The sequence below is a fragment of the Rhizobium rosettiformans W3 genome (assembly GCF_004912135.1).
In the GTDB taxonomy this organism is placed as follows: Bacteria; Pseudomonadota; Alphaproteobacteria; order Rhizobiales; family Rhizobiaceae; genus Allorhizobium; species Allorhizobium rosettiformans.
Genome location: NZ_STGU01000007.1, coordinates 22,444 through 36,746, shown reverse-complemented (window position 1 = coordinate 36,746; position 14,303 = coordinate 22,444). Strand labels below are relative to the sequence as shown.

General features: G+C 58.1%; 11 protein-coding genes and 1 pseudogene. 5 read left to right on the top strand and 7 right to left on the bottom strand.

Annotated features, from left to right (window positions below; translation table 11 throughout):
• Positions 1-5 precede the first annotated feature (5 nt).
• Complete coding sequence (locus FAA86_RS13705) at positions 6-2,381, top strand: putative bifunctional diguanylate cyclase/phosphodiesterase (RefSeq protein WP_136541440.1); 2,376 nt, start codon at positions 6-8, stop codon at positions 2,379-2,381.
• 3 nt (positions 2,382-2,384) lie between these two features.
• On the opposite strand, the gene FAA86_RS13700 is transcribed toward FAA86_RS13705, so the two are convergent.
• From FAA86_RS13700 to thyA, 6 genes and pseudogenes are all read right to left on the bottom strand, one after another.
• Positions 2,385-3,986 carry a Do family serine endopeptidase gene (locus FAA86_RS13700; RefSeq protein ID WP_136541438.1) on the bottom strand — a complete coding sequence of 534 codons (1,602 nt, stop codon included), beginning with the start codon at positions 3,984-3,986 and terminating at the stop codon, positions 2,385-2,387.
• Positions 3,987-4,096: 110 nt separating this feature from the next.
• Positions 4,097-4,282 (bottom strand): DUF2065 domain-containing protein, encoded by a 186-nt coding sequence (locus tag FAA86_RS13695; protein ID WP_136541436.1) that lies wholly within the window; start codon positions 4,280-4,282, stop codon positions 4,097-4,099.
• 4 nt (positions 4,283-4,286) lie between these two features.
• Complete coding sequence (hflC, locus tag FAA86_RS13690; RefSeq protein ID WP_136541434.1) at positions 4,287-5,288, bottom strand: protease modulator HflC; 1,002 nt, start codon at positions 5,286-5,288, stop codon at positions 4,287-4,289.
• Position 5,289: 1 nt separating this feature from the next.
• Entirely contained in the window at positions 5,290-6,414 is a 1,125-nt protein-coding gene (gene hflK, locus FAA86_RS13685) for an FtsH protease activity modulator HflK (RefSeq protein ID WP_136541432.1), read from the bottom strand.
• Positions 6,415-6,566: 152 nt separating this feature from the next.
• A complete protein-coding gene (locus FAA86_RS13680) occupies positions 6,567-7,088 on the bottom strand; it encodes a dihydrofolate reductase (RefSeq protein ID WP_136541430.1) in 522 nt (173 codons plus the stop codon).
• Positions 7,089-7,109: 21 nt separating this feature from the next.
• Positions 7,110-7,388: pseudogene (thyA, locus tag FAA86_RS13675) on the bottom strand (thymidylate synthase); the annotation flags it as partial.
• 324 nt (positions 7,389-7,712) lie between these two features.
• On the opposite strand from thyA, the gene FAA86_RS13670 reads away from it, so the two are divergent.
• Positions 7,713-8,267: a hypothetical protein gene (locus tag FAA86_RS13670; RefSeq protein WP_136541428.1), complete on the top strand. Its 555-nt coding sequence runs from the start codon at positions 7,713-7,715 to the stop codon at positions 8,265-8,267.
• Here the strand turns inward: FAA86_RS13670 and FAA86_RS13665 are convergent.
• On the bottom strand, positions 8,264-8,908 hold the full coding sequence (locus tag FAA86_RS13665) for a helix-turn-helix domain-containing protein (RefSeq protein WP_136541426.1): 645 nt from the start codon (positions 8,906-8,908) through the stop codon (positions 8,264-8,266). The genes FAA86_RS13670 and FAA86_RS13665 overlap by 4 nt on opposite strands.
• Before the next feature lie 433 nt (positions 8,909-9,341).
• Between FAA86_RS13665 and FAA86_RS13655 the strand changes: the two genes are divergently transcribed.
• The 3 genes from FAA86_RS13655 (at position 9,342) to FAA86_RS13645 (ending at position 14,246) form a co-directional block, all read left to right on the top strand.
• Positions 9,342-11,312, top strand: coding sequence for an AAA family ATPase (locus FAA86_RS13655; RefSeq protein WP_246035073.1), 1,971 nt, complete (start codon positions 9,342-9,344; stop codon positions 11,310-11,312).
• Between the two features lie 634 nt (positions 11,313-11,946).
• A complete protein-coding gene (locus tag FAA86_RS13650; RefSeq protein ID WP_136541422.1) occupies positions 11,947-12,588 on the top strand; it encodes a hypothetical protein in 642 nt (213 codons plus the stop codon).
• 656 nt (positions 12,589-13,244) lie between these two features.
• Complete coding sequence (locus tag FAA86_RS13645) at positions 13,245-14,246, top strand: nucleoid-associated protein (RefSeq protein ID WP_136541420.1); 1,002 nt, start codon at positions 13,245-13,247, stop codon at positions 14,244-14,246.
• Positions 14,247-14,303: the final 57 nt, after the last annotated feature.

Genomic DNA, 14,303 nt, shown 5'->3' with positions numbered 1-14,303 from the left:
GCGCTATGGACACAAGAATCCTTGCGCGTGTAGCCGGCCCGATGATCCGCATGTTCGACCGCTTCCTGCGCCTTGGAGAAGGCGGCCAGACAGCGGAAGAAGCCGAACGTATTCGCGCCGTCCGCCTCTCCATCGTCGGGGCCAGCACCCCATGGATGATGGCTGCAAATGTGTGCAACGCGACGCTTGCGATGCTGGTTTTCCAGGGAAGTTCGGCATCCACGGCGGTCAATATCGTCTGCCTGCTCATTTTTGTCAGCGCCGTCCACACGAGCTTTTCCTGGTGGCGCAACCGCAATCGGGGCCCGCGAGAGCGCGCAAGCCTTCGTGGAACGGTCCGGGCAGTCATCTACGCTGCCTTGCTCAGCGGCCTTTGGGCGACACTGGACGTCGTTGCCTATCACGTCGCCGATGAAACGCAGCGGATGGTGTTGATCGCCTTGACCGTCGGCATGGCCGGCGGCGGTGGATTTGCACTGGCAACCATTCCGCCGGCAGCGATCACCTTCTGCGGCACGGTAGCCATCGGCGCGGCCGTTGCCCTCTCCCGCGATCCGACGATGGTAGGCGCCTACCTATTCGCCCTCTACCTCGTCTTCGCGGCCATCATCATCCGATCATCACTGGCCGTATGCCGCAGCCTGACGGAGCGCGTCCGCGCGAAGTTCGCCGCAGACGAACAGCGTGATGTGATCAATCTTCTGCTCAACGACTTCGAGGAGAATGCTGCCGACTGGCTTTGGGGTGTCGACAGCGACTTCAATCTGGAGCGCGCATCCGCACGTTTTTACGAGCAAATGCAGGTGCCGGAAAACATGGTCCTCGGCCGGCCGATCACCAGCATCATTCCCTTCTCGCCGGTCAGTGTGGACGGTCGCAACTGTCATGAGAACTTCGTCAACAGCCTGCTCTCCAAGCAGACGTTCCGCGACCAGGACATCTGTGTCGAGCTCGGCGGCGAACTGGCGATCTGGTCCCTGACGGCCAAAGCCATTCTGGACGAGAAGGGCAACTTCACGGGATATCGTGGCGTCGGCCGTGACGTGACCGCCAGCCGTGAAAGCCGGATCCGTATCGAGCACATGGCGCGCCACGATCCGCTGACGGAGGTCGGCAATCGGGTGATGCTGGCGGAGGATTTCACCCGCGCCGTCTCCCGCCATGAGCGCTTCGGCGACCTCTTCTCCGTTCTCCTCCTCGACCTCGATCGCTTCAAGCAGATCAATGACAACCTGGGACACACGGGCGGCGACGAGTTGCTGCGCTCGGTCGCCAGCATCCTGAGCCAGCTGCGCGGCGAATCCGATACGCTGGCGCGCGTCGGCGGGGATGAGTTTGCCATCCTGCATCTCTCCGGTGACGACCCGCAGAGTGCTGCCTTGCTCGCGGCAAGGATCATCGACAAGCTGCAAAAGCCGATTGCCCTTCGCACGGGCATGGCGCATATCGGCGTCAGCATCGGCATTGCCTGTGCCCCGATCGATGGCACGGACCCCGACCAGCTCATGCGCAACGCGGACTTGGCCCTTTACCGCGCCAAGGCCGACGGCAGAAATCGCTACCGCTTCTTCGATTCCTCTCTCGACGCCGCAGCTCGACGCAGAAGCCTGATCGAGCAGGAACTGGCGCTCGCCGTGGCGGAAGAACAGCTCAGCATCAACTATCAGCCACTGATTGACGCCCAATCCCGGAAGGTCGTCTGCGCGGAGGCGCTTCTTCGCTGGACCCATCCGACGCTGGGCGTCATCAGCCCGGCCGAGTTCATTCCCATCGCTGAAGAATCGGGCCAGATCGGCGCGATCGGCAGCTGGGTTCTTCGCCAGGCCTGCAAGGACGCGGCGAGCTGGCCGGATAGCATCCGCATCGCCGTGAACCTGTCATCTCGCCAGTTCCTGAGCCCTGGCCTGCTGCCACTGGTCGAAACGGCCCTGCGCCAGAACGACCTGCCGGCCCATCGCCTGGAACTCGAGGTCACCGAAAGCCTTTTGATGGAGACGACGATCGGCATTGAGGAAACGCTCGCCTCCCTGTCGCGGCTCGGCCTGCGCATCGCGCTCGACGATTTCGGAACGGGCTTCTCGTCGCTGAGCTATCTGCGCCGCTACCACTTCGACAAGCTCAAGATCGATCAGTCCTTCATCTCGGACCTCGAGACCAACTCCGACAGCCGCGCGATTGTCGAGGCCGTCATCAAGCTCGCCCGCGACCTGCGCATGAGCGTCGCAGCGGAAGGCGTGGAAACCAACGGTCAGTTCGAACTGCTGCGGCAACTCGGCTGTGGCGAGATCCAGGGCTATCTCGTCGGGCGGCCGAAGCCACTCGACCGTTTCGAGCAATATCTCCGTGACAACAGCACGTCTGTCCAGCGTCTCTCGGCCTGATCGCTATTCGAGCGGCACCGCAACAAGTCTCAGATTGCCGTCGCTGTCTGCGATCATCAGATAGCCGCTGCGCCGTCCTTCACCCTTGATGCTGGTGAGTTTCTGCGCGACCTGTTGCGGCGTCTTCATGAATTCCTGCGCGACTTCGACGATCACCTCGCCGACCTTCAGCCCCTTGCCCTCGGCCTTGGAGCCCGGGAGGACGCGGGTGATCAAAACCCCTTCGACACCCTCGGCGATGGAGAAGCTCTGACGCTTGGCATCGTCGAGTTCAGACAGCTCCACGCCGATCAAGCCCTCAGTGACAGGCGCCGCCTGCTGCGCCTGATCTTCGGCGCCGGGTGCGTCGCCCGGAGCCTCTTCGGCCTGCGGCGCTTCTTCACCCGCCTGCGGATCATCGGACGGGGTATCGCCATCCTGATCCTCCGGTGCCGTTCCCTCTTCACCCGGTTCGACCACGGTTTCCGGATCGGTTTCGTTGCTCGCCACCTCGTCGTCCTCGAGACGGCCGAGCGTCACCTTCACGGTCTGCTCCTTGCCGTCACGCAGGATTACCACGTCGAGCGGCTCGCCGATCGGGCTCTCGGCCACGATCCGTGTCAGATCGCGGGTCTCGGCAATGGCACGACCGTTGAAGCTGGTGACGATGTCGCCGACCTGGATCGGCCCATTCGCCACCGGGCCGCCTTCGACGACGCCGCTGATCAAGGCGCCGCGCGCGCGACCGATCTTCATGCTTTCCGCCACCTCGTCCGAGACCGGCTGGATGCGCACGCCGAGCCAGCCACGACGTGTTTCGCCGAACTCGATTAGCTGGTTGACGATATTCTCGGCGAGTTCGGTCGGAACGGCAAAACCGATCCCGATCGATCCACCGCTTGGTGAAATGATCGCGGTGTTGATGCCGATGACCTCGCCATTCATGTTGAACAGCGGGCCGCCGGAATTGCCCTTGTTGATGGCCGCATCGGTCTGGATGAAGTTATCATAGGGGCCGGCATTGATGTTGCGGCCACTGGCCGAGATGATGCCGACGGTTACCGATCCACCGAGGCCGAACGGGTTGCCGATCGCCATGACCCAGTCGCCGATGCGCATCTTCTTGGAATCGCCGAACTTCACCGACGTCAAAGGCTGTGGCGGTTCGACCTTCAGAACCGAAAGGTCGGTCTTGGTATCGGTGCCGATCAACTTCGCCTTGAGCTTGGAGCCGTCGGAAAAGATCACCTCGATGTCGTCAGCGTTTTCGATCACGTGATTGTTGGTCACGATGAAGCCGGTCGGATCGATCACGAAGCCGGAACCCAGCGAATTGACCTTGCTGTTCGGCTCGGCCCCTTCACGGTTCCGATAGAAGTCTTCGAACAGCTCCTGGAACGGCGATCCTTCCGGCACCTGCGGCAAGGGGCCCTCGCCCTCGTCGGCGACGCTCTGGGACGTCGAGATGTTGACCACCGCGCCCAGCAGGCCGCTTGCAAGATCGGCAACCGAATCAGGCCCCTGGGCGTAAACGCGCTCCGGTGCGCCAACCGTGCCAACAGCCAGCGCGGTTCCCACGAGGAGAGCCGGCAGAATCATTCGCGACGTGCGGGCAGGTTTCATCATCGGCTTCCTCGCTGATTTGTCTGGGGTCTCATAGAGCATAAGGCGGTTTGGGCAGAGGGAAAATCACAATTCCCGGAATAGCTCTATCCGCCGGTTGCGACCAGATCTTGTCAGCGCTGCAGCAACCAGACGATTGCGACACCGATTGTCACGGCGCCGAGCCCGAGAAGCCGCAATTGGTCTTCCGGAACATGCGGCAGGAGCCTTGCCATCCGCACAATGAAACGAGGGGCCAGCGCATAGGCCAGCCCCTCGATGATCAAAAAGATAGCGAACCCTGCGAGCAGGTCGTCCATCAGGTCAATTGCCGACGGTTGCCGGCGGCGTCGGAGCCGGTGCCTGCGCTGGCGCCTGCGCCGGCGCTTGCGCCGAAGGTGCCGTCGTGCCTGCCGGCGGCGTCGGAGTGCCTTGCGAAGCGCCACCTGTGTTCATCCCGCTGTTGAAGAAGCGGAAGAAATCAGAGTCCGGCGACAGGACCATGGTCGTGCCCTGATCGCTCAAGGCGGCGACATAGGCCCGCATCGAGCGGTAGAACTCGAAGAAGCCCGGATCGCGCTGGAAGGCCTCGGCGAAGATGTTGTTCCGCTGAGCATCGCCCTCACCGCGCAGGATTTCCGAATCGCGCTGCGCTTCGGCCTGAAGCTCGACGACCTGACGGTCGGCGATCGCCCGGCGACGCTGGCTTTCTTCGTTACCGCGGGCGCGGATCAGTTCGGCTTCGGCCAGACGCTCGGCCTTCATGCGCTGGAAGGTCTGCTGCGAGACTTCCTGCGTGAGATCGGTACGGCGGATGCGCACATCGGTCACCTGCAGGCCGAGGCTCTCGGCCGCCGCCTGAAGGTCGTTGCGGACGTCCGACATCATAGAACCACGCTCTTCGGAAAGCGCCGCATCGAAGTTGCGCAGACCGTAGACACGGCGCAGGGCTGCGTCGAGACGTGTGCGCAGACGCGATTCTGCAGCTTCACGGTCGGCCGAAACCGTCTCACGGAAACGGCGGGCATCGGCGATGCGATAGACCGCGAAGGCGTCAACTTCGTAGAAGGCGCCACCACGGACCTGAACGCGGATATTCGGCAGGTCGAAGCGCAGGGCGCGGTCTTCGACATACTGTACCCGGTCAGCGTCGATGAAGGCGAAGGGCAGCTTGAAGTAAATGCCCGGTTCGGTCTTCACGTCCTGGATCTGACCGAAGCGCAGGACGATGGCCTGTTCGCGTTCGTTGACCACGAATATCGACGAGTAGACGAAGAACAGGGCGACGCCGATAGCGACGAGGATATAGGGAAGACGGTTCTGCATGTCAGTTCCCTCCCGTCGCCGACTGGCCGGCAGGCTGATTGCCCGACTGGCGCGTGATTTCGTTGAGCGGCAGATAAGGCAGGACGCCCTGCTGCTCGTCGATGATCACCTTGTTGGAATTGCGCAGGACATTCTCCATCGTTTCGAGATAGAGGCGCTGGCGCGTGACATCGGGGGCCTTGACGTATTCGTTGTAGATCGAGACGAAGCGCTGAGCCTCACCTTCGGCCTCCTTGACGACACGATCCTTGTAGGCAGCCGCTTCTTCACGGATCTGCGCAGCCTGACCGCGTGCCTGACCGAGACGCTGGTTGGCATACTGGTTGGCTTCTTCAACGAAACGATCTTCATCCTGCTGCGCGCGCTGGACTTCTTCGAAGGCTTCGGCCACTTCGCGCGGCGGAGCAGCGTCTTCGATCGGAACAGCATTGATCGCGATCCCGGCACCATAAGTATCCATGGTGCCCTGAATGATGTCGCGAACCTGCGTGGAGATCTCCTCACGATTGTCGCGGAAGACGTCCTGTGCCGGACGGCGACCGACCACTTCGCGCATGGCGCTTTCCGAGACCTGCTGCAGGGTCTGCGTCGGGTCTTCAAGATTGAACAGATAGGCCTGCGGGTCAGAGACCGTGTAGAGCACCGAGAACTGGACGCTGACGATGTTCTGGTCGCCGCTGAGCATTAGGCCGGCGCCCGGATTGCTCGAGGTCGGACGGCTGCCGATGTTCTGCTGCTGCTCGGTGACCTTGACGATCTCGACGGATTCGATCGGCCAAAGATGGAAGTGCAGGCCAGGCATGGCCACTTCTTCCTTGGGCTTGCCGAAGCGGAGTTCGACGCCACGCTCGTCCGGCTGGACGGTATAGACGGCCTGGATCAGCCAGAAGGCGACCAGCACGATACCGACGATGACGAAGGCACCGCCGTTGAAACCGCCGGGGACGACATTCTTGAGCCGGTCCTGACCGCGACGGATGAGTTCTTCGAGATCCGGGGGCTGATTGCCGCCGCCACCGTTACCGCGTGGCCGGTTTGGCCCCTGCCCCCAGGGGCCCTGATTATTACCACCGCCGCCGCCGCCGCCCCATGGGCCGCCGCCGCCGTTCTGATTGCTCCAGGGCATCAATACCTCTTTGCTGTAAAAGCTCCCAAGTCCCCTGCCCGCGGGCCGGTCGGCCGACATGCATGAGGTTCCAGAGGGTTATAGGTATCGCAGCCACTCCTTTCAACGCGAGGCGGCCAACTTCTTCTGCGGAAAGGGCAAATTTTGCGTTATCAGCCGCCCCTGCGACGGTATATCGCGTAGCGTGTGGGGTAATTGTCCTTTTCCCCCGCCGGAACGCGTGTTTCCTCAACCCGCTCGAAGATTTCCGGATCGATCGCCGGGAACGAGGTGTCACCATCCACGATCGTCTCGACATGGGTGACATAAAGGACATCCGCAAGCCCGAGAGCCTGTCGGTAGATCTCGCCACCGCCAACCACGCAGACCTCATCAACACCGGCATCGGCCGCGAGTTCTTTGGCCCGCCGGAGCGCCTCGTCCAGGCTTGCGACGGTCTCTACACCCGGCATCTCGATCTGCTGACTGCGGCTGACGATGACATGCGGACGGCCCGGCAACGGCTTCGATCCGACGGACTCGAAGGTCTTGCGCCCCATCACCAGAGGCTTGCCCATGCTGAGCGCCTTGAAGCGCTTCAGATCGGTCGACAGCTTCCACGGCATGTCGCCGTCGCGGCCGATGATACCGTTCTCCGACACGGCGACGATGATGACGGTCTTGATCGCATTCATTCAGACGAGCCCTTCCGACGCCTAGACGGCGATCGGTGCCTTGATGCTGGCATCGGCTTCGTAACCGATCAACGTAAAGTCCTCGTAGGTGAACGAGAACAGATCCGTCACCTCCGGATTGAGTTTCATGACCGGCAGTGCTTTCGGCGTGCGCGTCAGTTGCAGCTTCGCCTGGTCGAAATGGTTTGCGTAGAGATGCGCATCGCCCAGCGTGTGCACGAAGTCGCCCGGCTCCAGCCCCGTCACCTGCGCCATCATCAGGGTCAGCAGCGCGTAGGACGCGATGTTGAAGGGTTTTCCAGAATGTAAGAACATCGGTGATTTCGGTATCATCTGTGACCTATCGTAGCCAAGCTTATTTCGGCTATGCCCCATAGCTACACGCCGAAATAAGCTTGGCCTATCGCTGACGCTAATCGACGTATGTCGCTTTGCCCCGACCGTAGGTTCGGGGCTTTCAGAAGGTCCCTAACACTTCGACCGTTTTGACGCTAGCTAGCCTTACGCGGGCCGTGGGTCCGGGCTTATTGCCTCCAAGGCAGCCTTGACGCGATGGCCCATTGTTTCCATCCTGCCGTCCCAGGACGTGGCGTTTCGCCTCTTTCGCATTCATGGAGACATTCGTTGACGACCGCCTTCCGAGGAGTTGGAGACAATGACGATCAGGTCCACCGGCTTGATTCGGGCAAATGGCAGGACCAAACGTTCCCTAGAGATGGATGGCGCTTTTCAACTTTCAAGGACGCTGGGACAGCTCATATTCGTTGCGAAATGTGCCTGAATGCGCGTGTTCGCTTCGCCCACACGTTGGTCCACGCGAAGGTGCCTGAAGGCATCCTGGTTGGATTGATGTGCGCGGAGGCTCTACAGAAAGATGATTACTACGGCCCTGAAAGGCGCGAGCGCGAGTATCGGGACGACCTACGGATAAGAAACGACTGGCATAAACGGAAGTGGAAAACCTCCAAGATTGGCAACGCATACATCAATGCCCGCGGTTTCAATATCTCCATCTGGAGAAAAGGAGCAGGCTACGGGGTCACAATTCGTGTGGAGAATCGATTTGAGGACGAGTTTGTCCGAAACGACCCGAAGATGTATATGAACCTCAAGGAGGCCAAACTTGGTGCGCTGGACCGCCTTATGGAAGCACGAGCCGAATTGCGAAGGCAGGGTTAGGCTCGGCCGACGGACAAACCCTTATCACTTATCCCGTCATCAAAAAACTCTCGTTCCGAATTCGCCCAACGAACTCCAACACCATAATAGAGCCCCGTTCGAACCTCACCAGTACCCATGAACTCGATGCCGGCTTGAACATAGTATGAGCGCAGCCTGTGATATGCCTCACCAGAGCGTGTACCGGCTTCAAGCGCTGCCAAATCCTTGAGTGATATGGCCGAATGGTCCGCGACCGCAACTCTGCTCGCTCCAAGGAGGCACCTAGCCGCAACGAACATCGTACCATGTAACTCGGCATGGTACTTTGACGCCTCGGTCAGCGCCGGTGGGAAAGTATCGGGCGGTCGCCAGCGCACACCAGCGGCATTGATGCTACCCGTATCGATATCGATCACACCGAGGAACTGCAGCCCCTGGTCTTCGTAGAAGCGACGCATTTTCGACACCGTCGGAAGAGGAGCAGATGCATCGCTCTCCGCAGCGGATATGCTCTGACGGGTCACCTGAATCTTCTTGGATAGCTCTTGCTGCGACAGCCGCAAGAGAGCGCGGGCCGCCCGGAGCGCATCGGGAGGAGCGAAAGACTTCATGAAAACGAAGAACCGGCGGAAAACCAAAAAGTCAAATGACGTCTTCAATTTGACAATAATCCCGCATTCTGGAATCAAATGTAAAAGTTAATCCGACAATTGATTCCGAGGTGAACCACATGTGCGAGTCAGGTAGGAAATGGCTAGGAAGGCCTGATCCCCTTTTTGTTGATAAATTGGGTAAGCTAGCCGACGATTCGGCGGACGTTCAAAATTGCTGTGGAGCGAACGCCCGTAGCGCGGCGTTCAGCAGCTGGACTTCAGGGAGAAGGGTCGCCCTGTGCCTCGTTGGCTATGCCTTAGGATACCCATCGATCCCCGACGGCAGAGCAGAATTTTCCAGCGAAGTTTTCTACCTTGACCCGGATCGCAGAATTGCCCGGACGATGAGCCGCTGGTACCGCCTCGGCACCCATATCAGACCAAAGTATTGGAGCGAGCGCTTCCGCGTTACTTCATTTTTGCAGGAGGGAGGCCTGTAATGGAGAGCTGGCTTCTTCCCGAAACCGAAATCGTGCCGAGCAACCGGGCAGGAAAGCTATTAGCACCATGGAAGGCTGATAAACATGCTGTCGGCACTTCTATGACAATCCCGGTTTTCATGGCGTTTTGCGGCTTAGCAGCCGCTCTCCGACCGTGGAACCGGCTCGGTTCCAAATTCATCGTGACCGTATGCCTGCCAGACGACTTCTCAGAAGAATCTTATACGCGTGCGGCTCAAGTATTCTTGGCTTGTTTTACAAATAAGCGCAGTGACCATTCCATAGTAAATGTGTGGGGAAGGAAGCACTCTTACCGGGACCAGCAAGAGGCATTGGATAACGACCGCTCAATCTTCATCAAGGAGCCTCACATGGACCTCGACGGCGATGCCAAGCTTTTTGCGGACGCTGTGGTAAATGTTTCCCCTCGTTGCAGACGGCATGCCGAAGCCGCCCTCCGGCGCAGTGGACTGCCGATAGTCAACGAACATGTCGAGCTTTTATTGTCCAAGCCGTGGCCTCTTCTAGACAAGGCATTTCAAGATCGCCGTTCGCCGTTGCTCTCTTTCCAAAGACTCAAACAACTTCCCCGGACAGCCCCACCCTCTTGCTCAGAAACTGAGGCCGCAGGGCCAACTCTCGCCGAGTTGCATGGTTTCGGTGCAGCAGCCGATTGGGGGCGCGATCTGGCTATCGACCTAACAGACTACAAAGCCGGAAAGATAAAGTGGGAAGATGTCGATCCCGGGGTCCTGTTGTCGGGTCCACCCGGCACGGGGAAAACTATGTTCGCCAAGGCTCTCGCCGACACTTGTATGGTCCCGCTCGTTTATGGCTCACCCGCGGCATGGCAGGAAGCGGGTTCTTTGGACGCCCACCTCAAGGCGATTCGCAAATCTTTCGCCGAAGCCAAGGCGGTAGCCCCTGCGATTCTGTTTATTGACGAGGTTGACACCATCGGCAGCAGAGACACGAGGGACAACAATCAGCTTTATGCGCGAGCCGTCATCACAGCCTTTCTCGAACTACTCGATGGTTTCGACCGCCGAGCGGGCGTAGTCGTAGTTGCTGCCTGCAATCACCCACAACAAGTCGACCCAGCCATCAGGCGCGCCGGAAGGTTGGATCGGCATCTGCCAATTTCGCCACCCGACAGCGCAGCCAGACTGGCTATTCTACAGCATTACGGCGAGGTCGAACTCGATCAAGCTCACGTCGAGATGTTTGGGCTTGCTAGTTCTGGCTTGTCAGGTGCCGATATCAAACGGATAACTCGAGACGCGAAACGATCCGCACGTCGGAGACGCGAACCGCTGAATTCGGCACACATTCTCGAGCACCTGCCGACAGTTGTCGCACTACCGAGTGATTATGTACGGGCTATCGCTATCCACGAGGCCGGGCATGCAGTTGTTGCTGCTTGCATGCATTTTCCAGTCAGAGACATTCGCCTGTCTAGTCACAAAGTCGAAGGTGAACTGACCAATACCTTAGGCGCAGTATCATACAGTCATTCCGCGTTCACCCGAAGAACTCGTACATTTTACCTCGACCAGATATGCACTTACCTCGGAGGTATGGCCGCTGAGACTGAGGTTTTCGGTTCTTTCTCGGATTTTTGCGCAGGTTCGCACTTAGCAGACCTGAATGTTGTTACTCACCTCGCGACGACCCTTGAGGGTGCCTTGGGCATGGGTGAAACATTGATAGTCGAGGACCAATCACCTGGCAGGCTGGAGAGACTTCGCGATTATAACCCAGAGCTGAGACGGAACACCGATGCACTGATATCCGCGTCGTTCGACAGGGCAAAAAAGATTATTCGGGAAAACCGGGCAGCATTGGACGACATAGTCACTAAGCTTATCGAAAAACGATCGATGTCAGGTAGCGACGTTTGCGAAATCCTTGAATGGCATAATAGACCAAAAGTCAGTTTAGCTAAGGCGTCACGCCCTGGCGCTAGCTAAACTTTCCCCCACACTTATGCGGTATCCTCATATTGGCACCGCTACGCGCTTATGAGGGCGGGGTCTTCATGGAACGGACACAACCTATCCTACCAACTCCCGTCTTCGGGGTAGAAACGAAACTATGAATTTCCTTCGAGCTCCATCTGAAGTTTCGCATTCCCTTTGAGCCCCCTCGAATCTTCAGCTCTATCCGATGAAAGCATAGGATTTTCCCTATACTTCATCATAAAAGTCTGACGCAGAAAGCCAAGGCCTGCATCCTACTGAGTACACCATAGCGCTACACACGCGCAGCCTCTGACAGGGAACTGGTTCTGCTGATGGTCGAGGATTTTAGAAAACAGGACGGCAACAAACGCGGCAATGAGAAGGCCACCTCGTTTAGCTCCGTCCTTAACGAGGTCGGCTCCCAGCAGCAGTGGAACTGAAGCAAAAAATCAGGCATGGCTTAGAAAGAATGATCAGCGGACTCGCGAAGAAGATGTCTGAGCCATTTGCCGATGTTCAGCCGACCTCAAAACAAAGCAAAGTCGACTATCGTGGGATGGGAAGACAACAAGACCCTGCATAAATAGTCGGCGAGCAGCCCTTTCCGGATGTTTGAAATCACCCTCAAACCAGACGAGTGAATATGCCGCGCGTCCACGATCAGTTTCCGCAGGCGTGGCCTGCGATCAAAGCAGCCCTAGCTGAAGATTCCACCCCTGAGCAATGGGAGCTGGCGATCGAAATGTGCCTCGATTCCAGACTGAGACATCGTTACATCCAACCCATAAATGCGATCGCCGGCAGCCGGAAACTGAAGGGCGAAGGATTTCTAATACTGACGATCCAGTGTTCGCTTTTGGAATTCCTTGCATCTCTGCGCATTGGGTGGAACTACCGTCACGGAGCGGACTGGGGCTCTGACTTCGAGTACGGCGACAGCAAAAGGCTATTCGTTGACTTTCTTCGTCATAACTCTCCGTTCTCGAACTTTATATCAACGAAGGCTAAGGCTGGAATCTTCTATAGAGACATCAGATGCGGCCTTGTCCACGAGGCACAGACGAAGAACGGTTGGGTCGTCAAGGGCGGTCTATCAAGATATCCACTCGTCGATTTCGATACCAAGATCGTCAACCGTGACGCCATGAGCAATGCCATCGATCAGTATCTTTCGGAATACCGCCTGGCATTAAAAACCGGCCCAGACCTGCGCGATGCGTTCGTACGCAAATTCGACAACCTTTACCTCCACGCTTCTTTAGGAACCGGATTCTCCGTCGGTTGACGACGCCCATCAGGCCGTGGGGCTGTTAAGGAAGGAAATCTTCCCCAGGCCGCCAACGCCGATTGTCAATCCCCCTACGCCGCCAACCAAATGTCTGCGGGTTTCCTCGCATATTGCCCAAGCTAAATTAGCCGTCGCGAAAATTACTCCACGACAGGAATGGCAAGGATGCGCCAACTGCGGATAATTTTACGACTGCCACGCCAGGAACGGCAGAACCTAAACCTCTCCGCGTCGGTGCCTTGGGTGATATGAAGATAACGCATAAAATCAGACCACGGCGGGTTCCATAGCAGCTAAGAGTCGGAGCGCTTTGCGATCACGTTAAATCCAGCGATCGCGATAGCGATAGCGAACAGAGCCAAGTCGACATCGCCTGTTCCCCACGGTTAGCCAGGCGTGGCGCGCCCGAATCTGTTCTGGCAGAACGGTTCGAGCGGCCAAATCAAGGCATCGTTGTGGAAGCACCGTGTCGCTAACCCACCGGCACCGAGGCTCCGGCGATCCGGCCCCCTCCCCCCCGCCGCCAACGGCTGATCGGAAGGCCCCACGAGTTCTTCAATTTGCAGCAACAAATGGCCCGCGGAAAACAACCGGGACTTGAATTCATTGAGTTAAAGAGCCACAACGGCTAAGGTAAGTGGAGGGGAGAATCGATGGTCGACAGCGTGGTAAACGTTGCAATCCATAACTTGGAAAAACATGGATCGGATTTTGACGTTGTTCTCGGAAAGAACCAACTCACGATATCCAAGACCGTCATTCGAGTCGTAAACGAACTGCACAAGATGTATGCGAGCCGCGCGTCAAAGGCGCATGGCAAGTTCTCCGACGACACCGTGAATTTCCCCGCCCAGACGTTCATATCCAATTTCGTGCAGAGCGATTTCCAAGGCTTCGAGGCGCTGACAAAAGGCCTCATGACCGTCCTACTGGCACAGGCGCGCAGAAAATCAGGAGCAACTGGTGGTCATGTGCTCTTCGCTCATTTCGAGAAGGACAAGCAGCTCTATCTCCTCGTGGCCATTATAAACGACAGGCTCGGCGCGTTGCTAAACGAGGACATGGATATCAGCGACGTTCGCCACCTTGATCTCGACGGGTTCCGCTTCGCCGGCCGCGTCAATATCTCGGCGTGGACTTCAGGCGCGGATCGCTACATCGGCTTCCTAAAAGGCAAAGGCGATGTCGCTGAGTATTTCAAGGAGTTCCTCGGTTGCGACACCACAGTTCAGGACCGTGTTGACACTACCGCTCTGATCAACGTCTTGCGGGATTTCGCCGAACAACGCAAAGACCTCGTCACCGACAAGGACGCTTTCCTCCAGCGCGCATTCGACATTTGCCAGCGCCATATAAGAGAAAACGCACCGCTCGACTTTGAGTCATTCGCGAACGAGATGCTTCCAGACGACCCGTCGAAACTCTCGGGCGCACTCGGTGATCCGGATGTTGCGCTGGGTGACGGATTCGTTCCCGACAAGCGGGCATTGAACGCCCTCGTCAAATTCCGTGTAAAGACGGACCTGTGGTCCATGGAGTTCGATCGCAGGGCAATTGCGCAGGGCAAGATTGTGTATGATCCTCACAAGAAGACCATCACCATCAAAGAACTTCCTCAGGACCTGATCCAAGAGCTCGACCGCGACCGCGAATGAAATGTCAAACATCACGTTCGACCAACTGATTGCCGTCTACAGAAGTGTGAGGCTCGA

Bases quoted from the DNA above. Each gene is read 5' to 3' on its own strand.
- FAA86_RS13705 (WP_136541440.1), top strand. From the start codon at position 6: ATGGACACAAGAATCCTTGCGCGTGTAGCCGGCCCGATGATCCGCATG.
- FAA86_RS13700 (WP_136541438.1), bottom strand. From the start codon at position 3,986: ATGATGAAACCTGCCCGCACGTCGCGAATGATTCTGCCGGCTCTCCTC.
- FAA86_RS13695 (WP_136541436.1), bottom strand. From the start codon at position 4,282: ATGGACGACCTGCTCGCAGGGTTCGCTATCTTTTTGATCATCGAGGGG.
- hflC (WP_136541434.1), bottom strand. From the start codon at position 5,288: ATGCAGAACCGTCTTCCCTATATCCTCGTCGCTATCGGCGTCGCCCTG.
- hflK (WP_136541432.1), bottom strand. From the start codon at position 6,414: ATGCCCTGGAGCAATCAGAACGGCGGCGGCGGCCCATGGGGCGGCGGC.
- FAA86_RS13680 (WP_136541430.1), bottom strand. From the start codon at position 7,088: ATGAATGCGATCAAGACCGTCATCATCGTCGCCGTGTCGGAGAACGGT.
- FAA86_RS13655 (WP_246035073.1), top strand. From the start codon at position 9,342: ATGGAGAGCTGGCTTCTTCCCGAAACCGAAATCGTGCCGAGCAACCGG.
- FAA86_RS13650 (WP_136541422.1), top strand. From the start codon at position 11,947: ATGCCGCGCGTCCACGATCAGTTTCCGCAGGCGTGGCCTGCGATCAAA.
- FAA86_RS13645 (WP_136541420.1), top strand. From the start codon at position 13,245: ATGGTCGACAGCGTGGTAAACGTTGCAATCCATAACTTGGAAAAACAT.